This window comes from Promicromonospora sp. NPDC060204, from assembly GCF_042728455.1.
Lineage (GTDB): Bacteria > Actinomycetota > Actinomycetes > Actinomycetales > Cellulomonadaceae > Promicromonospora.
The window spans coordinates 1-22896 of record NZ_JBHWZO010000037.1 but is presented as its reverse complement, the minus strand read 5'-3'; the positions used below and the strand labels follow the sequence as shown (position 1 = coordinate 22896).

At 74.5% G+C, this 22896-nt stretch carries 18 protein-coding genes and 1 pseudogene; 9 read left to right on the top strand and 10 right to left on the bottom strand.

Going from position 1 to position 22896, the window contains the following annotated elements; all coding sequences use genetic code 11:
* The first annotated feature begins 43 nt into the window (after window positions 1–43).
* Window positions 44–643: a hypothetical protein gene (locus ACFWEJ_RS07375; RefSeq protein WP_377228546.1), complete on the top strand. Its 600-nt coding sequence runs from the start codon at window positions 44–46 to the stop codon at window positions 641–643.
* Here the strand turns inward: ACFWEJ_RS07375 and ACFWEJ_RS07370 are convergent.
* A complete protein-coding gene (locus ACFWEJ_RS07370; protein WP_377228545.1) occupies window positions 633–1229 on the bottom strand; it encodes an SDR family oxidoreductase in 597 nt (198 codons plus the stop codon). The two genes, ACFWEJ_RS07375 and ACFWEJ_RS07370, sit on opposite strands and share 11 nt — an antisense overlap.
* Window positions 1230–1245: 16 nt before the next feature.
* Window positions 1246–1908 carry a sigma-70 family RNA polymerase sigma factor gene (locus tag ACFWEJ_RS07365; RefSeq protein WP_377228544.1) on the bottom strand — a complete coding sequence of 221 codons (663 nt, stop codon included), beginning with the start codon at window positions 1906–1908 and terminating at the stop codon, window positions 1246–1248.
* A 170-nt stretch (window positions 1909–2078) separates the two neighbouring features.
* On the opposite strand from ACFWEJ_RS07365, the gene ACFWEJ_RS07360 reads away from it, so the two are divergent.
* Window positions 2079–4889 carry an AAA family ATPase gene (locus tag ACFWEJ_RS07360; protein WP_377228543.1) on the top strand — a complete coding sequence of 937 codons (2811 nt, stop codon included), beginning with the start codon at window positions 2079–2081 and terminating at the stop codon, window positions 4887–4889.
* 37 nt (window positions 4890–4926) lie between these two features.
* On the opposite strand, the gene ACFWEJ_RS07355 is transcribed toward ACFWEJ_RS07360, so the two are convergent.
* Window positions 4927–6438: a GAF domain-containing protein gene (locus ACFWEJ_RS07355; RefSeq protein WP_377228542.1), complete on the bottom strand. Its 1512-nt coding sequence runs from the start codon at window positions 6436–6438 to the stop codon at window positions 4927–4929.
* 177 nt (window positions 6439–6615) lie between these two features.
* Here ACFWEJ_RS07355 and ACFWEJ_RS07350 point away from each other — a divergent pair, with 177 nt between their 5' ends.
* Genes ACFWEJ_RS07350 through ACFWEJ_RS07340 form a run of 3 tightly spaced genes read left to right on the top strand, consistent with a single transcriptional unit; the run spans window position 6616 to window position 9439 of the window.
* Window positions 6616–7665, top strand: a complete 1050-nt coding sequence (locus ACFWEJ_RS07350; protein ID WP_377228541.1) for an amidohydrolase family protein — start codon at window positions 6616–6618, stop codon at window positions 7663–7665.
* Window positions 7662–8408, top strand: a complete 747-nt coding sequence (locus ACFWEJ_RS07345) for an iron-sulfur cluster assembly protein (protein WP_377228540.1) — start codon at window positions 7662–7664, stop codon at window positions 8406–8408. Before ACFWEJ_RS07350 ends, ACFWEJ_RS07345 begins: the two co-directional genes overlap by 4 nt.
* On the top strand, window positions 8405–9439 hold the full coding sequence (locus ACFWEJ_RS07340) for an NAD(P)-dependent alcohol dehydrogenase (protein ID WP_377228539.1): 1035 nt from the start codon (window positions 8405–8407) through the stop codon (window positions 9437–9439). The genes ACFWEJ_RS07345 and ACFWEJ_RS07340 overlap by 4 nt, the downstream gene beginning before the upstream one ends.
* A 39-nt stretch (window positions 9440–9478) precedes the next feature.
* On the opposite strand, the gene ACFWEJ_RS07335 is transcribed toward ACFWEJ_RS07340, so the two are convergent.
* On the bottom strand, window positions 9479–10438 hold the full coding sequence (locus ACFWEJ_RS07335; protein ID WP_377228538.1) for a pyridoxamine 5'-phosphate oxidase family protein: 960 nt from the start codon (window positions 10436–10438) through the stop codon (window positions 9479–9481).
* A 126-nt stretch (window positions 10439–10564) separates the two neighbouring features.
* Between ACFWEJ_RS07335 and ACFWEJ_RS07330 the strand changes: the two genes are divergently transcribed.
* A complete protein-coding gene (locus ACFWEJ_RS07330; RefSeq protein WP_377228537.1) occupies window positions 10565–11962 on the top strand; it encodes an FAD-binding oxidoreductase in 1398 nt (465 codons plus the stop codon).
* A 107-nt stretch (window positions 11963–12069) separates the two neighbouring features.
* The gene (locus ACFWEJ_RS07325) at window positions 12070–15387 is read left to right on the top strand and encodes a family 78 glycoside hydrolase catalytic domain (RefSeq protein ID WP_377228536.1); all 3318 of its coding nucleotides are present in this window, start codon (window positions 12070–12072) and stop codon (window positions 15385–15387) included.
* On the opposite strand, the gene ACFWEJ_RS07320 is transcribed toward ACFWEJ_RS07325, so the two are convergent.
* On the bottom strand, window positions 15377–16084 hold the full coding sequence (locus ACFWEJ_RS07320) for a TetR/AcrR family transcriptional regulator C-terminal domain-containing protein (protein WP_377228535.1): 708 nt from the start codon (window positions 16082–16084) through the stop codon (window positions 15377–15379). The genes ACFWEJ_RS07325 and ACFWEJ_RS07320 overlap by 11 nt on opposite strands.
* An 81-nt stretch (window positions 16085–16165) precedes the next feature.
* On the opposite strand from ACFWEJ_RS07320, the gene ACFWEJ_RS07315 reads away from it, so the two are divergent.
* The gene (locus ACFWEJ_RS07315; RefSeq protein WP_377228534.1) at window positions 16166–17542 is read left to right on the top strand and encodes a serine hydrolase domain-containing protein; all 1377 of its coding nucleotides are present in this window, start codon (window positions 16166–16168) and stop codon (window positions 17540–17542) included.
* Window positions 17543–17571: 29 nt separating this feature from the next.
* On the opposite strand, the gene ACFWEJ_RS07310 is transcribed toward ACFWEJ_RS07315, so the two are convergent.
* The 5 genes from ACFWEJ_RS07310 to ACFWEJ_RS07290 all read right to left on the bottom strand — a co-directional run bounded on the left by ACFWEJ_RS07310 (window position 17572) and on the right by ACFWEJ_RS07290 (window position 22601).
* A complete protein-coding gene (locus ACFWEJ_RS07310) occupies window positions 17572–18465 on the bottom strand; it encodes a VOC family protein (protein ID WP_377228533.1) in 894 nt (297 codons plus the stop codon).
* Window positions 18466–19494: 1029 nt separating this feature from the next.
* A complete protein-coding gene (locus ACFWEJ_RS07305; protein WP_377228532.1) occupies window positions 19495–19899 on the bottom strand; it encodes a RidA family protein in 405 nt (134 codons plus the stop codon).
* A gap of 10 nt (window positions 19900–19909) precedes the next feature.
* Complete coding sequence (locus ACFWEJ_RS07300; RefSeq protein ID WP_377228531.1) at window positions 19910–21022, bottom strand: glycosyltransferase; 1113 nt, start codon at window positions 21020–21022, stop codon at window positions 19910–19912.
* On the bottom strand, window positions 21019–21972 hold the full coding sequence (locus ACFWEJ_RS07295; RefSeq protein WP_377228530.1) for a phosphodiester glycosidase family protein: 954 nt from the start codon (window positions 21970–21972) through the stop codon (window positions 21019–21021). The genes ACFWEJ_RS07300 and ACFWEJ_RS07295 overlap by 4 nt, the downstream gene beginning before the upstream one ends.
* 107 nt (window positions 21973–22079) lie before the next feature.
* Window positions 22080–22601 carry a CGNR zinc finger domain-containing protein gene (locus ACFWEJ_RS07290; RefSeq protein WP_377228529.1) on the bottom strand — a complete coding sequence of 174 codons (522 nt, stop codon included), beginning with the start codon at window positions 22599–22601 and terminating at the stop codon, window positions 22080–22082.
* Window positions 22602–22627: 26 nt separating this feature from the next.
* On the opposite strand from ACFWEJ_RS07290, the pseudogene ACFWEJ_RS07285 reads away from it, so the two are divergent.
* A pseudogene (locus ACFWEJ_RS07285) lies at window positions 22628–22896 on the top strand (hypothetical protein); the annotation flags it as partial.

The window sequence follows — 22896 nt, the reverse complement described above, 5'->3', positions numbered from 1 at the left end:
CGCCCAGGGAGGTACACGGGCGCGGGAGGCCGCGGAGCAGGCGATGACCGTCTACCGGCTCGCCGAGAGCGCCGGCACGGGGGCCGTCCGGGAACAGGCGGACGCGATCTGCAACGCGGCCGAGGCCTGGCGGATCCACCTCGACCACGACCAGGCGCTCCAGGCGTACACCCGGGGCCGCGAGCTGGCCGAGGCCTCCGGCTACCACGGGACCTACTACTGGGCGAGCAACGGGATCGCTGCGACGCTCGTCGACCTCGACCGGCGGGACGAGGCGATCGAGGCGTACCGCGAGGTGCTGCGGGGCATCGACGAGCTGGGCGACGCCTCGGCCGCGGTCCTGCACGGACGGACGTTCGCCCAGGCGAGCCTGGCGGGTGCCCTGTGCTTCGCACAGCGCTTCGAGGAGGCCGTCGAGGTGGCGAGACCGGCCCTGGCCGAGAGCGTCGAGCGGGGCAGCGGCTGGTGGACGTCGATGATGCACTGGGTGCTGGGCACCGCCTATGCCGGGTACGGCGCGAACGACGCGGCCCGCGACCACCTGACCCAGGGCATCGAGCGAGCGGAGGAGCGCGGGACGTGGGTGCCCGCGATGCTCGCGCGGATGAAGGAGAAGCTGGCGTCCCTCGACGTCACGCACTGATCGCCGCGCTCCTCCCCGCCCGCTCCGGCCACCCCGCCTCCACGACGCCGTCCACCGGTCCGGCGACGGCGTGCCGCGCGACCGCCGCCGCGATGTCCTCGGAGCCGATCGGCTGGAGGTGGCCGAGCAGCACCCGCACGGGCGTGTCGGCGGCCGCCTGCTCCCGGACGACCCTCGCGTAGTCGAGCAGGTGGGTGGCGCGCACGATCGAGTGGCGGAGCCCGGAGGTGGCGACGAGCCGCTCCTGGGCGGCCCGGGCGCGCAGGTAGTCGCTGCCGGGCAGGCGGTCGCCGCCGACGACGGAGAGCGCGACGTAGTGGCCCACGCCCGCGCGCCGGGCGGCGGCGAGCAGGTTGCCCGTCGACGTCACGAAGTGGGCGGCGAGGTCCGCACCGTCCGACCAGGGCGCGCTCGACATGTCGACGAGCACGTCGGCGCCGGCCGCCGCCTCGGTCAGCCCCTCGTCGGCGAGCGCGTCGCAGCCGGTGCCGGGAGTGGCCAGGGCCGCGTCGCACCCGCTCCCGCGGAGCCGGGTGACGACCTTGGAGCAGATCAGGCGCGTCCTGCCCACGACGACGATCCGCACGGCGCCGTCCCCCGGCTCAGGCCGCTGCCGGTGCGGCGGCCGTGCCGTCGTCGGCCACCAGCAGCCGCTCAAGATCGCCGAGGTCACCGTTGCGGGCCGCGTCCAGGAACGCAGCGACGCGCCGACGGCGCGCCGCCGGCGACACCGGGCGCGCGCGGTCACCCACGAGGCGCGCCTGCGCGCGGCTGACGAGCTGCCGGGCGTTCGCGGCGCTGGTGCGGAGCAGCCGCGCCAGGTCGGCGTACGGGTAGTCGAAGCCACGCCGCAGCACGTAGGCGGCCAGCTCCCCCGGCGTCAGCCTCGTCAGCAGCAGCGCGAACGCCTCCTCGGCGGCCCCCGTCTGCTCGGCCTGCAGGCCCGGGTCCTGGTCGGAGGCCGAGCGCGCGGCGTCGGGCACCGGCACCGTGGAGAGCAGCGACTCGCGGCGGTACCGGGCGGACTGGATGACGTTGAGCGCCAGGTTGGTCGTGGTGGAGGTGAGGAACGCGGCGGGGTTGCGCACCTTGGTGCGGTCGGTGCGCTGCCAGCGCACCCACGCCTCCTGGACCACGTCGTCGGCCTCCGCGGGGTTGCCGGTGACCCGGCGGGCGATGCGGACGAGCTGGGTCCGCTGGGCGAGGAAGACCGAGAGTGCGGCGTCGGGTTCGGCCGGGACGGTGGGGGTTTCTGGTGTCGTCATGCCGATCACCCTCAGCGGGGCGTCGGGCGCACCGCGCCACGGTGACCCCGTGGTCGGCCCCGTGGTGCACCCCGGGAGCCGTGGCCCCTGGACCACGGGCAGAAACCGCCCCCTACTTCTGCCTGCCGTTCTGCCTCGTCAAGCGCTCGGCCGTCGACTTTGATCGTGGCATGAGCACCTCACCGATCCCCGCTACCCCCACGGTGCTGCTCGCGAGCGGCGACCGGCGGCTGCCGCTGTACGGCCGGCAGGCGGAGTGCGAGGCCCTGGACCAGCTCGTCGCGACGGTCCAGGCCGGGCGCAGCGCGGTCCTGGTGCTGCGCGGCGCCGCCGGGATCGGCAAGACGGTGCTGCTGGAGTACGCCCACGGCAGCGCGTCGGGCTGCCGGATCGCCCGCACGACGGGTGTCGAGGCCGAGTCGGAGCTGGCCTTCGGCGGCCTGCACCGGCTGTGCGCCCCGTTCCTGGACCACCTGCTGCGCCTGCCCGGCCCGCAGCGCGACGCCCTGTCCACGGCGTTCGGCCTGACCTCCGGCGACACGCCGGACCGCTTCCTGGTCGGCCTCGCGGTGCTCAACCTGCTGGCCGCCGCCGCGGAGAAGGGGCCGCTCGTCTGTCTGGTCGACGACGCGCAGTGGCTGGACGAGGTCTCGGCCCGCACCCTCGCCTTCGTCGCGCGCCGGCTGCCCGTGGCGGCGGTCGGGCTGGTGCTCGCGGTGCGCGACCCCCACCTGCGGGCCGAGCTGACGGAGCTGCCCGAGCGCGAGGTGGGGCGGCTGAGCGACAGCGAGGCCCGCGCCCTGCTGGAGTCGGTCACGCCCGGGCGGCTGGACGAGCGGGTCCGGGACCGCATGGTCGCCGAGACGCAGGGCAACCCGCGGGCCCTGCTCGTGCTCCCGCTCGGGCTCACGCCCGCCGAGCTGGCCGGCGGGTTCGGGCGGCCCGACGTGCGGCCGGCGGCCGGCGACGTCGAGCAGAGCCTGCTGCGGCGGGTGCGGGCGCTGCCCGACCCGGCCCGGCGCCTGCTGCTGACCGCCGCCGCGGAGCCGATGGGCGACGTCACCCTGCTGAACCGGGCGGCGGAGCTGCTGGGCCTCGACCTGGCGAGCGCGGCCCCCGCCGTCGGCGCCGGGCTGATCACGCTGGGCACGCGCGTCCTGTTCAACCATCCCCTGGTGCGCTCGGCCACCTACCAGGGCGCGACGCCGCAGGACCGGCAGGACGCGCACCGCGCGCTGGCCGAATCGACCGACCCTGTGGCCGACCCGGAGCGCCGGGCCTGGCACCTGGCCAACGCGCTGGCCGGCCACGACGAGTCCGTGGCCGCGGAGCTGGAGCGCTACGCCGACCGGGTGCGCGCCCGCGCCGGGGCGGCCGCCGCGGCCGCGCTGCTGGAGCGGGCGACCGAGCTCACGCCCGACCCCGGCCGCCGCGGCACCCGGGCACTGGCCGCCGCCCGGGTCAAGCACCAGGCCGGCGGGTACGACGCCGCGCTGGAGCTGCTGGGCGCCGCCGAGCTCGGCCCTCTCGACGCGCGCGACCGGGCCCGGGCCCGCCTGCTGCGCGGTCAGGTCGCCCTCGCGTCCACGAGCCCGGGCGTGGCGCTGCCGCTCCTGGTCGCGGCGGCCGAGGAGCTGGAGCCGCTCGACCCCGCACTCGCCCGCGCGGCCTACCGCGACGCGTTCGAGGCCGCCGTCACGGCCGGGGACCTGCCGGGCGGCGGCGAGCTCGCGAAGGTCGCGTCGCGGGTGCTCGCGGTGCCGGCGGGGTCCCCGCCCGGCCGCGGGGACCTGCTGCTCGACGGCGCGGCGGTGCTGGCCACCGACGGTGCCGCGGCGGGTGTGCCGATGGTGCGGCTGGCCCTCGATGCCTTCTGCGCCGAGGCCGGCCCCGCCGAGGAGAGCCTCGACTGGCTCCCCCTCGCGTGCCGCGTGGCCCACAACGCCTGGGAGTTCGACGCCTGGACCACCCTGTCGCGGCGGCTGGTCGACGCGGCGCGCGCGACCGGGACGTTGTCGGTGCTGCCGACCGCGCTGCACCTGCTCGTCTCGAACCGGGCGCTGGCCGGCGAGCTCGCCGTCGCCGACACGCTGCTCGCCGAGGCGGTGACGGTCGGCGAGGTGACCGGCAGCCGCTTCCCCGCCCAGTACGCGGCGCTGGTCCTCGAACCCTGGCGGGGCCGGGAGGCCGCCACCCGGCGGGCGATCGACGCCGTCACCGGCAACCCGGCCCTGCGCGGCGAGGGCAAGGTGGCCGCCGCGACCGGGTGGGCGAGCGCCGTGCTCTACAACGGGCTGGGCCGCTACGAGGAGGCGTACGAGGCGGCCGAGCGCGGCTGCGAGCACCCGGCGCCGCTGGGCGGCCCGTTCCACCGGTCGCTGACCGAGCTCGTGGAGGCGGCAGCGCGCAGCGGTCGCCCGGCCCGGGCCGCCGAGGCCGCGCGGCAGCTCGGCGTGCTGGCACGGGAGAGCGGCACCGACTGGGCGCTCGGGGTCGCCGCGCGCGCCCGCGCCCAGGTGAGCGAGGGGGCCGACGCCGAGGAGGCGTACCGGGAGTCGGTCGAGCGGCTCGGCCGCACGGAGGTCCGGGTGATGCTGGCGCGGGCCCACCTGCTGTACGGCGAGTGGCTGCGCCTGGGCAACCGTCGTGTGGACGCCCGCGAGCAGCTCGGGGTCGCGTACGAGATGCTCAGCGAGATGGGGGCGGAGGCGTTCGCCGAGCGCGCCCGACGTGGTCTGCAGGCCGCCGGGGAGACGGTCCGCCGGCGTCTGCCCCAGCCGCACACGGTGCTCACCCCGCAGGAGTCCCACATCGCCCGGCTCGCCGGGGAGGGGCTGACCAACCCGCAGATCGGCACGCAGCTCTTCATCAGCCCGCACACCGTCGAGTGGCACCTGCGCAAGGTCTTCCAGAAGCTCGGCATCGTCTCGCGCAAGCAGCTCCGGGGCCAGCTCCTGGACCGGGCGGTGGCCACGGCCTGAGCGGGCGCCGGGCGGTGTGGCCCCAGCGGCCGAACCGCTACCCCCGCGGTACCTGGATGCCGTACTGCGAGACCTTGCGGTAGAGCGTGGCCCGGCTCATGCCGAGGTCGTCGGCGGCTGCCTGCATGGACGGGCCGTACCGGCTGAGCACCCGCACGATCTCGTCCCGCTCGAACGCCTCGATGCGGGAGAGCCGGCGCGAGGTGCCCGACAGGATCTCGGGCGGCAGGTGCCGCAGGTCCACGACGTCGGCGCGGGTCGCCGCGAGGCGGACGGCGTCGGCCAGGGCGCGCACGTTGCCGGGCCACGGGTGGTTGCCGAGCGCGCGCCCGGCGGCGGGCGTGAACGCGATCTCGTGCCCCCGCAGGCGGCGGGCGAGGTGCCGGGCGAGCGGGAGGACGTCGTCGGGCCGGTCGCGCAGGGGCGGAGCCTCCACCACGGACTCGACCAGGGACGCCAGCGGCGCCGGGACGTCCTCGAACCGCTCGGCGGTGATCGCGAAGAGGACGCGCCGGGGGTCGTCCTCCCCTGTGTCCGACCCGGTGCCCGCCCCGGTGTGCGCGCGGGCGGTGAGCACCAGGTCGCGCAGCCGTTCGGCGGCCCACAGCGGAAGGGCCTCGACGCCGCGGAGCACGACGGCGGTGCTCGGCTTGGCGAGCTCGGGGGTCCACAGGTCCAGCCACGCCTGGATGTCCTGGGGCGCGGGGGCGCGGGCCGCGAGGATGCGGTCGCGCGGCCGCAGCGACCGCAGGGCCTGGGCCAGGAGCGTGGCCCGCCCGGACCCGGGTTCGCCGACGGCGGCGACGATCCGGCCCTCGGCGACGCCCGCACTCGCGCGCGCGACCGCCTCGGTCCAGGCCGGGGACAGTCCGTCCAGGCTGCCGGCGCCGGGCGCCGCCCCGGGCTTCTCGATCCGGAAGACCTCGCCACGCGGCTGCGGCCGGGGTGTCTGGCCGCGGGACCGGGCCAGCATCAGGGCGGCCGTCGTCCCGGCGGCCGACTGGGCCAGGGCGAGGAGGAGGTCGCTCGACGACCTCGACCAGGTGGTCAGGTTGACGGCGCCCTCGACCCGCCCCGTGACCGGGTCCAGGACCGGCGCGGCGGCGCACGTGTAGGTGCACAGGCTGAGGGCATAGTGCTCGTCGGCGCGGACGACGGTGGGCGCCCGGTCGGCGAGCGCCAGCCCGAGCCCGTTGGTGCCCGCCTCCCGCTCGGCGTACGAGAACCCGGGCGCCAGGTGCACGGCGTCGAGCGACCGCAGGAGGGCGCGGTCGCCGCTCAGGCGGTCGAGCACGAGGCCGTCGGCGTCGGTGAGCAGGAGGCTGACGGGCTCGCCGGCGAGCGTGCGGTGCAGGCTGGTCAGCACCTCCTGGCCGCACTGGTAGAACAGCGACTCGTCGTCGTAGGTGCCCGTGAACACCGGCTCGATGTCGTCGAGCGGCACGCCGTACTCCTCGCTGCGCTGCCAGGAGTCGAGGAGCCGCTGCGGCACGGGCACGAGCGAGCCGTCGTGCAGCCGCGCCCGCTCCGGCAGGTGCCCTTCGCGCATCGCGAGCCTCCGTCAGTCCGTCCCGGCGTGCGGCGGCCCACGCTACCGCCGGGCCTCGTTCGCCGCCGTCCGGGGCGCCGTCTCAGATTGAGACACCGGACCCCTGCCGTGCCGCCCGGCCCGCGCATACGTTCGCAAAAGTCGGTGTCGACGAGGTCACCGAGGACGGAGAGCAGCATGTACACCAAGGACGGCGAGCGCTACTTCATCGTCGACGCGCACATCGCCCTGTGGGACGCGCGGCCGGAGAACCAGCGCAACATCCACGGCAAGCAGTTCATCGACTGCTTCTACGACTACCACGCCAACCTGTCGCCGGACGCGGAGAAGTGGACCTACGAGGAGTACCTCTACCAGGGCGGCGAGCGCCTGAAGCGGGACCTCTTCGAGGACGGGTACGTGGACCACGCCATCTTCCAGCCGGCGCACCTCGGTGAGTTCTACGTCAACGGGTTCGGGCAGACCGAGGAGGCGTTCGCCCTGGCGCAGGCCGACCCGGACCGGCTCACGTACAACCATCACTTCGACCCGCGCAACGGCGAGGCGGGGCTCGACCAGCTCCGCGCCGACGCGGAGCGGATGCACCTCAAGGGCGTGAAGCTCTACACCGCCGAGTGGCACGGCGAGTCGCGCGGCTACCAGCTCAGCGACCCGTGGGCGTACCGGTACTTCGAGGCATGCCGCGAGCTGGGCATCACGAACATCCACGTCCACAAGGGCCCCACGATCCGGCCGCTGGACCGGGACGCGTTCGACGTCGCGGACATCGATCACGTGGCCTCCGACTTCACCGACCTGAACTTCGTGGTGGAGCACGTGGGCCTGCCGCGGCTGGAGGACTTCTGCTGGATCGCCACGCAGGAGCCGAACGTGCACGGCGGCCTGGCCGTCGCGATGCCGTTCATCCACACGCGGCCGCGCTACTTCGCGCAGATCATGGGCGAGCTCCTGTACTGGGTCGGTGAGGACCGCATCCAGTTCTCGTCCGACTACGCGCTGTGGACGCCGCGCTGGCTGGTCGAGGCGTTCGTCGACTTCCAGATCCCGGAGGACCTGTCGGCCGAGTACGGCCCGATCACCACGGCGCAGAAGAAGAAGATCCTCGGCCTGAACGCCGCGAAGATGTACGGCATCGAGGTGCCCCAGGAGCTGCGCCTGCCCGACGCCGGCGAGCCCGCCGCCGGGCCGCGGGAGCCGGAGCGGGCCGACCTGGCGGGCGCACGATGAGCGCGCTGACGCAGGTACCGACGACCTGGGTGCCGACCGAGGCCGACGTGCGCCGCGCGCTGGACGCCGTCCTGGACCCCGAGCTCGACGAGCCGGTCACCGACCTCGGTTTCGTGCGGTCCGTGGAGCTCGACGGCGGCCGGGTCGAGGTGCACCTGCGCCTGCCCACGTCGTTCTGCTCGCCGAACTTCGCCTACCTCATGGCCTCCGACAGCAAGGACGCCGTGACGGCGCTGCCCGGCGTGACGCACGTCGTGGTCGAGCTCGACGACCACCACGACTCCGCGATCATCAACGCGGGCCTGGCCGCCGACGCCGGCTACCGCGGGACGTTCCGGCACGAGGCCGAGCAGGACCTCGACGAGCTGCGCACCACGTTCCGCCGCAAGGCGCACACGGCGGCCATGGAGCGCGCCCTGACCGCGCTCCTCCGCGCCCGCCCGGGACTGCCGGAGTCCGAGCTGGGCCAGATCCGCCTCTGGGACCTCCCGGACGACGCGACGACCGCGGCGCTGCGGCGCCGGCGGGCGGCCGTCGGGCTGCCGGACGATGCGGACGCGCTGGTGCTGGTCGACCACGACGGCGTCGGCCCCACGCCGGACCAGGTGCCGCTCGCGCTGCGCCGGGCGCGGTCCACGCGGATCTCGATCGAGGGCAACGCGCACTTCTGCCGCGGCCTGCTGCGCACCCGCTACCCCGGGTCGGAGAACGACCAGTCCCCCACGAAGGAGCACACCCCGTGACCACGATGCGAGCCGTCCAGGTGGTCGGCTACCACCAGAAGCTGGAGCTGACCGAGGTCCCCGTCCCGGAGCCCGTCGGCCCGTTCGACGTCGTCGTCAGGATCGGCGGGGCCGGCGTCTGCCGCACGGACCTGCACATCTTGGAGGGGCAGTGGGCCGCGAAGTCCCAGGTGACCCTGCCGTACACCATCGGGCACGAGAACGCCGGGTGGGTGCATGCCGTCGGGAGCGCGGTGACCAACGTCGCGGAGGGCGACAAGGTGATCGTGCACCCGCTGATCACCTGCGGGCTGTGCCGCGCCTGCCGGTCGGGCGACGACGTGCACTGCGCGGCGAGCGCCTTCCCCGGGATCGACACCCACGGCGGGTACGCGGAGTACCTGCGGACCTCCGCGCGCAGCGTGGTGCGGATCGACGACAGCCTGGAGCCGTCCGACGTCGCGGCCCTCGCCGACGCCGGCCTCACGGCGTACCACGCGGCGGCGAAGGCGGCCCGGCGGCTCACGGCGCGCGACCGGTGCGTGGTCATCGGCGCCGGCGGGCTGGGCCACATCGGCATCCAGGTGCTCAAGGCGCTGACGCCCGCCGAGCTGATCGTCGTGGACCGCAACCCCGACGCCGTCCGGCTGGCCGTCGAGATCGGGGCCGACCACGGCGTCGTCGCCGACGGCGCGCAGGTCGAGGAGGTGCTCGCGGCGACCGGCGGCAGCGGGGCCGAGGTGGTCGTCGACTTCGTGGGCGAGGGCGGCGCGACCGCCGAGGGCCTGCGGATGCTGCGCGAGGCCGGCGACTACCACGTGGTCGGGTACGGCGAGAACATCGACGTGCCGACCATCGACGTCATCTCCAACGAGATCAACATCGTGGGCAACCTCGTCGGGTCCTACAACGACCTCTGCGACCTCATGGTGCTCGCCGCCCGCGGCGCGGTCACGCTGCACACCGCGAAGTACGCGCTCGACGACTTCCAGACGGCGATCGACGACCTCGACGCCGGCCGGGTCCGCGGGCGCGCCATCCTGGTCCCGTAGGTGCGGGGTCCGGTAGGCGCGCCCGCGGTCACGGCGACGTCAGCGTGAGGCGTTGTCCGCGTCCACGCCCGCCTGGATGGCCTCGAGCTCGTCCCACGCGACGACCGGACGGTCCAGGCCGCGCCGGTCGAGGTACGCCTGCGCCCGGGCGCGCAGGCCGCGGACGAACCGGAAGGGCGTCAGCAGGCCCGCCGTGCGGACGCCGTCCACGACGCGGTCCGGGCGGAACACCAGGCCGGCGGTGCCCTCGATGAGCTCGCCGAGCACGACGAGGCTCCGGTTCCCGGCGAGCTGCTCGTCGTGCCGGTGGAACAGCAGGCTCGCGGGACCGGGCTTCGCCTCGACGCCGGGCACCAGCAGGCCGCCGTCGGCGGGCTCGGGCACCACGCGGTCGAGGGTCGGGAGACCGTCGTCGTCCAGCCGGGCCAGGACCCCGCTGGTGAAGTCGCCCAGCTCCCGGGCGTACGACGCCGGCAGACCCGGCAGCGCGGGCACGACGAGCGGCCGGGCGGCGCCGGACAGCGCCGGGCGCGTCGTGACGGCGGCCGGCGTCACGGTGATGATCAGCCGCATGTAGTACACGTCCAGCAGGCGGCGCGTGAGCCCGCTGCCCGACAGGGCGCGCGACGACGGCTGCGCCGAGTCGATCTTGCGCCACAGGTCGGCGTTCGCCGAGAAGCTGGTCACGATCTCGTCCGGGCACGCGCCGTCACCCTGGACGAGCACCTGGCCCGGCTGGTCCTGGCCGGACTGGTTCAGGCCGCTGCCCGTGGGGTCCGAGAAGAGCACGGCGACACGCGCGTCCCGGCGGACGTTGAGGGCCTTCTGCGCGAACCCGATCGACGTCGACAGGACGAAGGTCTGGTCGGCGGGGCGCCACACGCCCGAGACCGGCCACGCGACCGGCGTGCCCGACCGCGAGACCGTGGCGACCTCGCACGTGAGGTAGGACGACATGACGTGGGCTGCGCCCGGTGCGACCAGCTGGTCGTGTTCCATGAGTTCTCTCCGGTGGACTGATGCCTGAGCAGGGCGCGGACAGTATGGCAGCGTCGTGTTGCCGCCCCGGGACATCTGCGCAGGTCACGGGCGGTCCCCAGGTCGCGGGACTACGATCCGTGACCGATGCCCACCGACGAGTCGACCGCGCTAGCCGCGGCCCTGCTGACCACTCTGCCCGACGGCGCCGTGCTGACCGACCCGGAGGCGGTCGAGCGCTACGCCCACGACGACGCCGAATGGGCCGAGTACGCGGCCCCGGCCGCCGTCGTCCTCGCCAGGAGCCTGGACGACGTGGTCGCCACGGTGCGGATCGCGGGCGAGCACGGTGCGCCCGTGGTGCCACGGGGTGCCGGGACCGGGCTGTCCGGCGGGGCGAACGCCATGGCCGGCGCCGTGGTGCTGTCGCTGGAGCGGATGACCCGGATCGTCGAGGTGAACACGGCCGAGCGGTACGCCGTGGTCGAGGCCGGGGTGCTCAACGACGACCTGCGCCGGCACGTCGCGCAGCACGGCCTCTGGTACCCGCCGGACCCGGCGAGCCAGGCGATCTCCACGATCGGGGGCAACGTCGCCACGAACGCGGGCGGCCTGTGCTGCGTCAAGTACGGCGTCACGCGCGACTACGTGCTCGGCATGACGGCGGTGCTCGCCGACGGCTCGGTCGCCCGGCTCGGCCGCACCACCGCGAAGGGCGTGACGGGCTACGACCTGACGGGCCTGCTGGTCGGCTCGGAGGGCACGCTGGGCATCATCGTCGACGTCACCCTGAAGCTGCGCCCGCTCGGGGGCCGCGAGGACCGGGCGATCGTGGGCTGGTTCCCCTCGCTGGCCGACGCCGGCAACGCCGTGGCCGCCGTCTCGGCCGCCGGCATCGTGCCCGCCGCCCTCGAGCTCATCGACAGCACGTGCCTGCGCGCCGTCGCCGACTGGCAGGACTGGACCCTCCCCGAGGGCGCGGCCGCCCTGCTGCTGGCGAAGGTCGACGAGCCCGGCGCCGCGGGCGAGGCCCTGGCCGACCGGGTCGCCGCGTACTTCGAGCAGGCAGGCGGCACCCAGGTGGAGCGCGCCTTCGCGCCGGACGACGTCGACCGGCTCTTCCTGGCCCGCCGCCTCGCCTACCCCGCGCTCGAACGGCTCGGGCCCGTGCTCACCGAGGACGTCTGCGTGCCGCGCGGCGCCGTGCCCGAGATGCTGAGCCGCATCGAGGCCATCGCCCGCGAGGCCGACGTCGTGATCGCGAACATCGCGCACGCCGGCGACGGCAACCTGCACCCGCTGATCATCGCGCCCGAGGGCGACGACGCGGCCAAGGCCCGCGCGAAGACGGCGTTCGACCGCATCGTCGACGAGTGCCGGGCGCTGGGCGGCACCGTGACCGGCGAGCACGGCGTCGGCCTGCTCAAGCTCCCGGGCGCGGCCGCCGAGCTGAGCCCCGTGGTGCTCGCGATGCACCGGGCGGTCAAGGACGCGCTGGACCCGCGCGGCCTGCTCAACCCGGGCAAGGCCTTCCCGGCGGGCTGACATCGCCCCTGGTCCCGGGCGACAAATCACCCCTACACTGGCGCTCGCGTGTTTGAAACGTTGCAACGGAGCTCGTTCTCTCGACACCGCACTTGCCTGGAGGCGTCATGGCCCTCGACCGCAGAACGTTCCTCAAGACCGCCGGCGTGGCGTCCACCGCCGCCGCGCTCCCCCTCGGCGCCGCAGGCACCGCGGCCGCTCTGCCGGACGACGCCGTCGCGGCGCACGAGCCGCGGCCCGGCGGCCCCGGCCGGATCCGGCTGACCGACCCGCTCGTCGAGAAGAAGACCACTCCGCTCGGGATCGACGTCGACCGCCCCCGGTTCTCCTGGACCATCGAGACCGACCGCCGCGGCGTCGAGCAGGAGTCCTACCGGCTGCGGGTCAGCACCCGCGGCCCCGGTTCCCGCACCGTGTGGGACAGCGGCGTGGTGCCGTCCCGCGAGTCGGCGAACGTCGAGTACGACGGGCCCGCGCTGCGCGCCGCCACGGAGTACGCCTGGCGGGTCGACGTCGCGACCACGCACGGGTCCGGCTCGACGACGTCGGCCTTCCGCACCGGGCTGTACGCCGAGCGTGACTGGGCGGGCGCCGCGTGGATCGGCAACGAGCGCGTCCCGGACGAGGTCACGGACCTGAGGTTCGACGGCGCCGCGTGGATGTGGGCCGCCGAGGGCGAGCTGCCGGGCCAGGACCGCGCGTTCCGGATCGCGCGGACGGCGCCCGACGGCGCGCACGCCACCCGGGCCGAGGTGCTGATCACGGCCGACGACTCGTTCACGCTCTGGGTCGACGGCGTCGAGGCGGGCGGCACGAAGCCCGCCGAGAACGGCTGGCAGGCGGCCCGGTTCCACGACGTCGACCTGCCCGCCGGGACGCCCGGGACACCCGGAGAGCCCGGCGCCGCCACGGTGCTCGCCGTGCGCGGCACCAATGACGCGGTGAGCGCGGGCGCGGTGCTCGCCGTCGTCCGCCTGACGTACTCGGACGGGACCACGGCGACCCTCACGTCCGGGAGCGACTGGAAGGCCGCCACCGCGTTCGAGGACGACTTCGCGCGGCCCGACCTGGACGACTCCGCCTGGGCGCAGGCCACCCAGATCGCGACCTACGGCTCGGGGCCGTGGGGCCGCGGCGTGCGGCTGCCGACGCCGGACCCGCTGCCCGCCCCGCTGCTGCGCACGGAGCTCGACGCCCGGGCGGGTCTGCGGAGCGCCACGCTGTACCTGGCCGCGGGCGGATACGCGAACGTGTCGCTGAACGGCAGGCCCGCCGACAACAGCGTGCTCGCGCCGGGGTTCACCGACTACGACGACACCGTCCAGTACACGGCGACCGACCTGACCCGCAGGCTGCGCCGGGGCCGCAACGCGCTGGGCATCGAGCTGGGCCGCGGCTTCTACGGCATGACGGGCGGCAACGTGTGGCGCTGGGAGGCGCCGCCCTGGCACGACGAGCCCGTGGTGCGCGCGGTGCTGCGCCTCGAGTACGCCGGGGGCGCCGTCGAGCACGTGGTCACGGACGCGACCTGGCGCGTCCACGACGGTCCGACGGTGTTCGACGACCTCTACGGCGGCGAGGCCTACGACGCCCGCCGCGCGCTGCCCGGCTGGGACACGGCCGGGTTCGACGACGCCGGCTGGGCCGCCGCCACCGTGGCGCCCGGCCCGCGCGGGGTGCTCGTCAACCAGCGTCAGCAGCCGATCGAGGTGATCGAGTCGCTGCCCGCCGTCGCCATGACCGAGCCCGCGCCGGACGTGTACGTCGTCAAGTTCCCGCGGGTGCTCGCGGGCTGGGTGCGGTACTCCGTGACGGGGCCGGCCGGGGCGACGGTCCGGGCCGCCCACGGCGAGAAGCTGACCGCCGCCGGGCGCGTGAACCTGAGCAACAACGGCGGGTTCCAGGCGGGGTTCCAGACCGACCGCCTCACGCTGGCGGGCACCGGGCAGCCGGAGACGTGGGAGCCGCGCTTCTCGTACAAGGGCTTCCAGTACATCGAGGTCACCGGCTGGCCGCAGGACGGCCCGCCGCCGCTCGACGCGTTCACCGCACAGGTGGTGCACACGGCCGCCGCGGAGACCGGGTCGTTCGACAGCTCCAGCGAGATCATGAACCGCACCCACCGGGCCGTCGTGGACACGCTGACCAACAACATCCACGGCATCCCGACCGACACCCCCATGTTCGAGAAGAACGGCTGGACCGGCGACGCCGCCGTCGGCGCGGAGATGTTCCTGCTCAACCTCGACGTGCACGAGCTGTTCGCCAAGTGGCTGCGCGACGTGCACGAGACGCGCGACGAGCAGGGCCGGCCGCTGGTCATCGCCCCCAGCTCCGGCGACTGGGGCGAGTGGGGCGTGTGCCCGCCATGGCATGCGGCCTACGTGATGATCCCCTGGTGGCTCTACCAGTACGGCGGGGACACCCGCGTGCTGGCCGAGTGCTACGACGGCATGAAGCGGTACGTCGACCTCGAGCTCGACCGGTCCGACGGCGGGATCGTCCCGGACGCACGCCTCGGCGACTGGGTCAGCCCCGAGGCGAGCCCCGCGGGCGGCAACGCGCCCGAGGACCTGCGGGTCTCCGCCACCGCCTTCCTGTACTCGATGACGCTCTTCATGCGCCGGAGCGCCGGCTTCCTCGGCAAGGCCGCCGACGTCGAGCACTTCGCCCGGAACGCCGCCATGATCCGGGCCGCCTTCAACGACGCCTTCCTCGACGCCGACGCCGGGTACTACCGCGGCGACGGGGACCGCGGGTACCGGCAGACGCACAACGTGCTGGCCGTGGAGTTCGGCCTCACGCCGGACGCCGGGACGACGCGGCGGGTTGTCGACAGCCTCGTGGCCGACGTCCGCGCCAAGGGCACCAAGCTCAACACCGGCGTGCTCGGCACCAAGTGGCTGCTTCCGGTGCTGACCCGGCACGGGCACGCGGACCTGGCCTACGAGCTCGCCGTGCAGACCGGCTACCCGAGCTGGGGCTACATGATCGAGAGCGGCGCGACGTCCATGTGGGAGCACTGGTCACGGGAGGCGCGCTCCTACGGCCACTACTTTCTCGGCACCGTCGACGACTGGTTCTACCAGCACGTGGCCGGCATCCAGGCCTCGCCCGAGACCGGGTTCCGCGACGTCACGATCGCCCCGGCGGTCACGGAGCACCTGGACCGGGCGAGCGCGAGCGTCCGGACGCCGTTCGGCACGGTCGCGAGCGACTGGCGACGCACTGGCGGCCGGCTCCGGCTGAACGTGACGGTCCCGGTGGGGTCGACGGCGACGGTGCGGCTCCCGGTCGGTGACCCCGAGACCGTCACCGAGCAGGGCCGCCCGCTGCGGCGCGCGGAGGGCGTCGCGGGCGTCTCGGTGGAGGACGGCGCGGTCGTGGTGCGGGTCGGCTCCGGCCGGTATGCGTTCATCGCCTAGCCTCGATCCCGTCGAGCACCACGTCGAGCCCGTAGGCGAAGTCGTCGTCGGCGGGTTCGCGCTCCCGGTAGGCCTGGTAGAGCGCCTGGAGCCGCGGGTACCGCTCCGCCGCGGCCTCGGCGGCCTCGGCGGCCTCGAGCGCGTCCGCCCGGGGCCCCGCGTCCCCGGCGCCCCGCCGGGACGCGGCGGCCTCGGCGCCCGCCATGCCCGTGACGTAGGCCAGGACCGTGCCGAGCGACCGGTCGGCCGGGATCAGGTCGAACCCGGCCGCCTCGAACAGCGCGAGCATCCGGTCGGACACGTGCATCACGTGGGGCCCGCGGTAGGTCACGCCCACCTCGTCGAGGACCGAGGTGATCCACGGGTGGCGCAGGATCGCGGCCCGCAGGTTCGACGCGCAGGCGGTGACCGCGGCCCGCCAGCCCGCCGGGTCCTCGACGTCCGGGACCACGATCTCCCCGTAGACCTCGTCGACCACCAGCGCCATCAGCTCGTCCTTGGTGGAGACGTGCCAGTAGACGGCGGTCGCCGCCGCCCCCACCCGGGTCCCCAGGCGGCGCATGCTCAGCGCGTCGAGCCCCTCCTCGTCGAGCAGCGCCAGCGCCTCGGACACGATCTGGTCCAGGCTCAGCGCCGGCTCGCCCTTGCGACGTCGGCCCGCGCGCGACCGTGGCGGCGCGGCTGCTTCGTCCGGCATACGTCCCCCTGCTCGATCCTCGGTGAGGTTCCCACCCTACGACAATTGCACAGCGTTCAGTTTAATTGTACGGTGTTCAATATGACCTTCGACCTCAGCCACTGGCAGACCCGGCTCGACCAGCTCGCGGCCACCCACCACGTCCCCGGAGCCACGCTCGCCGTCCTCACCGAGGGTGAGGTCCACGAGCTCGCCACCGGGCGCCTCCACACCGGGACCGGCGTCGAGACCACCACCGACTCGCTGTTCCTGACCGGCTCGGTCGCCAAGGTCTACACGGCGACGGCGATCGCCCGGCTCGCCGACGAGGGGCGGCTCGACCTGGACGCCCCGGTCCGCGCGGTCCTGCCCGACTTCACCGTCGCCGACCCCGAGGCGTCCACGACCATCACGCCGCGCCAGCTGCTCTCGCACACCAGCGGCCTCACCTGCGACTTCAACTACGACGGCGGACGGGGCGACGACTGCCTCGAACGCTTCGTGGCGGCGGCCGCGACGGTCCCGCTCGACTGCCCGCCCGGCATGGTGTCGTACTCGAGCGTCGGCTACGTGGTGCTCGGCCGCATCATCGAGGTGCTCACCGGCACGACCTGGGACCAGGCCCTGAAGGACCTGCTGTTCGCGCCGCTCGGGATGACGCACTCGATGACGCTGCCCGAGGAGGCGCTCGCCTTCCGCACCGCCATGAGCCACCTCGGCGAGCCCGGCGCCTACCCGGAGCCGGCACCGGCCTGGGACCTCATGCCGCGCGCCGCCGGCCCCTACGGCCGGGTCATCACCAGCGCCGCCGACATGGTCCGCCTCGCCCGGATGCACCTCGACGGCGGCACCGCGCCCGACGGCGGCCGGGTCCTGTCCGCCGGCGCGGTCGAGGAGATGCAGCGCCGGGTCGCCGGCGTCCCCGACAAGTGGACCGTGAGCGCCGACGGCTGGGGGCTCGGCTGGACGCTGTACGACTGGGACGGCATCCCCGGGTACGGCCACGACGGCGCCGCCATCGGCCAGTACGCCTACCTGCGCGTGGTGCCGCACGCCGGCGTCGCCGTCTCGCTGCTGACCAACGGCGGAGGCGCCCGGCAGCTCTACGGCGACCTGCTCACGGAGCTGCTCGCCGAGCTGGCCGGGGTCACGATGCCGGGGGCCTTCGAGCCCGCGGCCGAGCCGCCCGCCGTCGACCTCGCGCCCCACGTCGGCGTCTACCGTCGCGAGGGCGTGCGCATCACCATCTCCGAGCAGGACGGCGCGGGACGGGTGCGCTACGAGTTCATGGACGACATGGCTGGGCTCTCCCCCGCCATCGAGGGGCAGCTCCTCCCGCTGTCGAGCACCGTGTTCGCCGCCACCGGCGCCGGTCCGTCCTTCAGCGAGGGCTACATGCCCGTCGTGTTCGCGACTCTCCCCGACGGGAACGCCTGCTGCTACATCGGCATGCGGTGCGCACCGAGGATCGCCGTGTGACCGGCGCCCCCGACCGAGCGCCGGCTCCCTCAGGCCTCCGGGGCCTGCCGTTCGGCCTCGCGGAACCACTCCGGCGGGTCGAACTGGGACAGCACGAGCTCGGCGCCGAACGGGTCGCGGATCACCGCCTCCTTGCTCCACTCGGTGTCCTGCGTGGACAGGACCGTGGCGCCGGCGCGCTGCGCGGCGGCGATCGACGCGTCCCGGTCCGCGACGGAGAAGGACACCGACCAGGCCGCCGGGCCGTCGGCCCGCAGGATCCCGGCCGCGACGTCGGCGAAGCCGGACGGCGAGCCGTGCTGCCGCTCGTAGATGTCGGGGTCGGAGGTGCTGGCCAGGTGATCGCCGTAGCCGGGGACACGCGCCATGCCGGCCCCGAGCTCGTCGTCGTGCACCCAGCCCAGGAGCGGGCCGTAGAACCGCAGCGCGTCGTCCAGGTCCGGCGTGGACAGGTTGCTGAAGTTCCACGTGTTCGGGGCGTTGACGGCCTGCGCGCCGGGGCGGGTGCCCGCCTGGACGAGCCGGCTGGGCGCGCCCTGCGGGTCGACGATCCGCGCCATCCGCCCGACCGGCTCACCGGGCGGCCCCACGTCCTCGGGCCCCGAGCTGACGAAGCCGCCCAGCTCGGTGACGCGCGCGACCGCGGCGTCGACGTCGTCCACGGCGACGTAGGTGTGCCACGCGACCTCGCCGTCGAGGCCGGCGGAGGGGGTGGCGATCGCGGCGACCGTGGTCGCGTCCGTGCCGTCCAGCGACGCGACCACGTAGCGCTCCGGCGCGCCGGGCGGCAGCATCTCGGTGAACCTCCAGCCGAAGAGGTCGCCGTAGAACCGCAGCGCCGCGTCGACGTCCGGCGTCTCCAGGTCGATCCAGCTCGGCACGCCGTGCGGGTAGGTCCGGGGCGTGGTGGGTGTGTCAGCCATGACGTCCTCCAGGTCGGTACCGCTTCTCTGATCCTGCCTCGCACCGCGGGCGCCCGCCGCCGGGCCCGTCGCGCGGGATGTCGGATGGGACAAATAGGATCTTCCACCCGAACTGTGTGAAACAATCCGCCGCATGTCGACGACCACCCGGCGTGCACGGATCTCGCCCTGGTTCTTCCTGCTCATCGCACCGGTGACGTGGCTGGTGGTGGGAGCGGGCCCGCAGGCGGCCCTGCTCGCCGCGGTCTCCACGCCGAGCATGCCCGAGGCCTCGGCCGTCGCGACGGTGGCCTTCGCCGGCGCGGCCGCCGCGCTCTGCACGTCGTGGCTCAGCTCGCGGCCCCGCTGGGCGGCGGGTGCCGGCGCCCTGGGGATCGTCGTCGTGGCGGGCGCGATCTGGCTGATCGGCCAGGCCCAGCACCTCGACGCGCTGCTCGCGACCACGTGGCGCGCGGGCTCCGCGGGGACCGTGGTGGCGCAGGCGACCTTCCTCGTCGCCCTGGCCGCGTCGCTGCTCGGCCTCCTCGCGGGCCTGTTCGCCGTGCTCGGGCCCGTGTGGCTGCGCGGGTTCTGGCTCGCGGCCCCGGTGTTCTTCGCGCAGGACGTCCTGAACCTCGCCACCAGCGGCCTGCGCGCCGGCGGGCCGGGCTTCGCGAACGCGGTCTCCGTGGTCGTGTTCGTGCTCCTCGGTGTGGTGCTCGGCGTCAGCGTCACGAGGAGCCGCTGGTCGTGGCTGTCGTGGATCCCGGCGCTGCTGATGTTCTGGGTGGCGCAGTCGGCCGCCCCCGCGCTCTACATGGCGGCGAGCTCGGTCTACCCCGGCGCCTGGCTGACCGCCAACCCGGACGGGCCGCTGATGATCGCCTGGGACGTGTTCCGGGCGGCCTTCGCGGAGCCGGGCTCCCACCTGATCATCCTCCACTGGCTCGGGCTGCTCTGGCTGGTGGCCCTGGCAGTCGGCGTGGCCGTCGGGCTAGCCCGGACGCGCGACCGGGCCGACGCCGAGACCGGCGGCGACGGTGACGTCGATCAGCGCACCACGGCCGCGAGCGCCGACACCTCGACCAGCGCGCCCGGCACGCCGAGCCCGCGGACGAACATGCCCATGACCAGCGGTGGTTCGGACAGCCCGGCGAGCGAGGCGGACGCGGCGCCGTAGGCGGCGTTGATGTCGACGCCCTCGACGAGCACGACGGTGACGCTCACCAGGTGCTCGACGCCGACTCCGGCGGCGGCGAGCGCCGTGGTCACGTTCTCCATGACCCGCCGGGTCTGCGCCCCGACGTCGTCGCCGCCGACCAGCTGACCGGTCGCGTCGACGGCGTTCTGCCCGCCCACGTGGATCGTCGTGGCCCCGGGCGGGACGACGGCGACGTGGCTGAAGGCGGGGCTCTTCACGAGTCCTTCTGGCTGCAACAGCTCGATCTGGTCCATGCCCGCCACGCTAGGCGCGGTGGAGGACAACCGCTGTCCTAGTTGCCGGATCGGCCGACACTTCACCCTCCCCCGCGAACACCACGTGCCGCTGCACGGTGTAGGCCGCGAGGAACAGCGTCGCGTCGGTGGCGGCCTTGGCCGCGACGAGCGGCACGCCGAGGCTGCCGGTCAGGGCGTCGAGCATGCCGTAGCTCGCGGCGAGCAGCAGCCCGGCGAGCGCCGCGTACTGCACGGCGGACCGCCGGGCCGGGGCGCGGCGTCCGGCACGGAAGACGAGGTGACGGTTGACCAGGTAGTTCACGCTCGCCGAGACGAGGCGGGCGCCGACGACGCCGACGAGGAGCGACCCGGTGAGCGCCTGGAGGACCAGGAGGAGCGCGGCGTCGAGCGCGAACGCCGTCAGGCCGGAGGCCCCGAAGGCGAGCAGGGGGCCGAGCACGCTCACGGAGTCGTGCAGGGGGCGGAAGTGCGAGGAGCCGTTGCGGTCGAGGTAGACGGTGGCGATCGGCACCTGGGCGAGGCGGACGGGCCAGCGGGTGGCCCGCAGGAGCACGCGCTGCTCGTACTCGAACCGGTCGCCGGGCACGGCCAGGAGGCGTGGCAGCAGGTCGGGCGCGTAGCCGCGCAGGCCCGTCTGGGTGTCGGGCAGGCGCACGCCGGTGGCGAGCCGGAACGCGTGGGCGCTGACGGCGTTGCCGACGCGGCTGCGCAGGGGCACGTCCGGCCCGGTGAAGGAGCGGACGCCGAGCACGACGTCGCCGGCCCCCGCGACCAGGGCGTCGGCGACGGCGCGGACGTCGTCCGGGGTGTGCTGGCCGTCGGCGTCGGCGGTGACGACGGGCGTGCCGGGCCCGGCCAGCAGGCGTGTGAACGCGGTGCGCAGGGCCGCGCCCTTGCCGCGGTTGCGGTCGTGCCGCAGCACGGTGTGGCCCCGGGCCCGGGCGGCGGCGAACACGTCGGCGAACGCCGGCCCGGAGCCGTCGTCGACCACGACGACGTCGGTGAGGCCGCGGGCGGCGAGGCCGTCCAGCAGGTTCAGGAGCCGGGCGTCGGGGCGGTAGGCGGGGACGACGACGGTGGGCGTCATGGCGGGGCTCGAGCCGGGGTGCACGGCGCTCACCCCGCCACGTAGAGGATGTCGGAGGTGGCGCGCTCGCCGCCGTGGGACGGCTGGTTGACCACCTCGCCGTCGAACCACAGCGTGGAGGATCCCCCGCCGTCGAGGTTGTAGGCGGTGGTGGCCCCGAGGCCGGTCATGATCTGCGCGAGCTCAGTGAGCGTGACGCCGCGGCTGTACCCCTCCTGCCGCCCGTCGACCACGACGATCACGTAGTGGTTCTCGTCGATCACGCCGATCGCGGTGCGCGGCTGCTCGCCCTGGATGGAGTGGTTGCCGACGTTGGTGTCGACCTCGACGTCCTCGATCCCGTCGACGACCGCCCCGTCCTCGACGAGCGCGGGGCCGAAGGAGACGGTGTTCCACACGCCGTCGGCGACGAGCTCGTCCGCCGTGGTGGTGGTCTCGTCGTAGACCTCGGCGTGGCCGTCGGTGTAGAACGCGAGACCCTCGCGGGCGCCGTCGTCGCGGTAGACCACGCCGTTGCGGATCACGATGCCCGTGTCCCGGAACCCGTAGTAGTCGCCGTTGACGGCGAGCACCGCGCCCACGTCGTCGGCGATGTCGCTGGTCTCGTCGGTGATGTTGGTGCCGAACTCGTCCTGCGCGAACGCGGAGCGGAGCTGGGTCGCGTCGTCGACCTGGACGTCGGCCACGTAGTAGGTGACGGTGTCGTCGCCCTCGCCGGTGCTGACCTGGCTGACGGTGATCCCCGTGTCGTCCGACGTGTAGGAGTCGTCCGTGACGGTCGCGTCGGCGTCGGCTCCGTCGTCGGTCGCGGCGGTGGTTCCCTGCTCGGCCTCGTAGGCGGAGACGTCGGAGATCTCGACGTGCTCGACGAGGAACCGGTCGGCGGCCCAGGCCGCGCCCCCGGCGGCCGGCAGGAGGAGTCCGACGGTGATCGCGAGCGCGATCCGGCGGCGGCGTCGTGCGGGGCGGTTCGGTGTGCTCATGCGAACCGATGGAACGTGGTCGCCCTATGCCTGTGCCCTGGGGCGGCTCGGAGTTCTCCGAGAGTGCTGGGCGTCGGCTGGGCGCCGGACTGACAGGACCGCCGGACCTACGGGACCGCCCGCTCACGGTGCCGGCGCACCGCCGCCCGGTTGGCGCAGCGCACCGAGCAGTACCGCTGCCGCCCGTTGCGCGTGACGTCGACCACGACGTTGGTGCACGGCTCCGACGCGCACCGCCCCAGCCGGTGCATGCCGCGGGTGACGAGGTGGAGCGAGGTACCCACGCCGATCACGGCGCGCAGCACCGCGGACAGCGCCTGGTTGTCGTCCCGGTAGTGCAGGTGCCAGTCCTCCCCGTCGTGGTTCGTGAGCCGCGGATAGGCGGCGACGGCGGCCATCTGGGCGTTCAGCAGCGCGGCCCGGTCGGCCGGGTCGGGGGTGTCGACGACGCGCAGCCAGTCGTCGATCGCCTCGCGCGAGCGCGCGTGGTCCTCCGGCGCCTCCAGGAACGTCATGGTCATGCCGAACTCGCGCGTGCGCGCCTCGATGCCCGCCCGATCGTCGGGCCAGTCGTTCGCGAGGGACGCCGCGAGCAGCACGGCGTACTCGCCGTAAGGGTTGAGATACACAACGCCATTACAGCATCGTGGGGTGCATGACGACGACCGAGACCCGCTCCGCCCTCCGCGCCGCTGCCGCCACCGCCGCTGCCAGCACCACCGATGCCACCACCGCCGGCGCGCCCGCCGACTCCGGGCACGAGCACGCGTGGACCACGGACTCGCGCCACCGGACCTCGGCCGGCTACGTGCTCTACGTGCGGTGCGCGGCCTGCGGCGCACACCGGGTGGACCTGCAGCCGCGCACGGACAGGCCAACTCTTGAAGCCCCTTTCGCCGGAGTGTACGGTGTGAACATTTCAAA

Bases quoted from the DNA above. Each gene is read 5' to 3' on its own strand.
- ACFWEJ_RS07305 (WP_377228532.1), bottom strand. From the start codon at position 19,899: ATGGACCAGATCGAGCTGTTGCAGCCAGAAGGACTCGTGAAGAGCCCC.
- ACFWEJ_RS07335 (WP_377228538.1), bottom strand. From the start codon at position 10,438: ATGGAACACGACCAGCTGGTCGCACCGGGCGCAGCCCACGTCATGTCG.
- ACFWEJ_RS07350 (WP_377228541.1), top strand. From the start codon at position 6,616: ATGTACACCAAGGACGGCGAGCGCTACTTCATCGTCGACGCGCACATC.
- ACFWEJ_RS07365 (WP_377228544.1), bottom strand. From the start codon at position 1,908: ATGACGACACCAGAAACCCCCACCGTCCCGGCCGAACCCGACGCCGCA.
- ACFWEJ_RS07325 (WP_377228536.1), top strand. From the start codon at position 12,070: ATGGCCCTCGACCGCAGAACGTTCCTCAAGACCGCCGGCGTGGCGTCC.
- ACFWEJ_RS07375 (WP_377228546.1), top strand. From the start codon at position 44: ATGACCGTCTACCGGCTCGCCGAGAGCGCCGGCACGGGGGCCGTCCGG.
- ACFWEJ_RS07345 (WP_377228540.1), top strand. From the start codon at position 7,662: ATGAGCGCGCTGACGCAGGTACCGACGACCTGGGTGCCGACCGAGGCC.
- ACFWEJ_RS07315 (WP_377228534.1), top strand. From the start codon at position 16,166: ATGACCTTCGACCTCAGCCACTGGCAGACCCGGCTCGACCAGCTCGCG.
- ACFWEJ_RS07360 (WP_377228543.1), top strand. From the start codon at position 2,079: ATGAGCACCTCACCGATCCCCGCTACCCCCACGGTGCTGCTCGCGAGC.
- ACFWEJ_RS07295 (WP_377228530.1), bottom strand. From the start codon at position 21,972: ATGAGCACACCGAACCGCCCCGCACGACGCCGCCGCCGGATCGCGCTC.
- ACFWEJ_RS07330 (WP_377228537.1), top strand. From the start codon at position 10,565: ATGCCCACCGACGAGTCGACCGCGCTAGCCGCGGCCCTGCTGACCACT.
- ACFWEJ_RS07310 (WP_377228533.1), bottom strand. From the start codon at position 18,465: ATGGCTGACACACCCACCACGCCCCGGACCTACCCGCACGGCGTGCCG.
- ACFWEJ_RS07320 (WP_377228535.1), bottom strand. From the start codon at position 16,084: ATGCCGGACGAAGCAGCCGCGCCGCCACGGTCGCGCGCGGGCCGACGT.
- ACFWEJ_RS07355 (WP_377228542.1), bottom strand. From the start codon at position 6,438: ATGCGCGAAGGGCACCTGCCGGAGCGGGCGCGGCTGCACGACGGCTCG.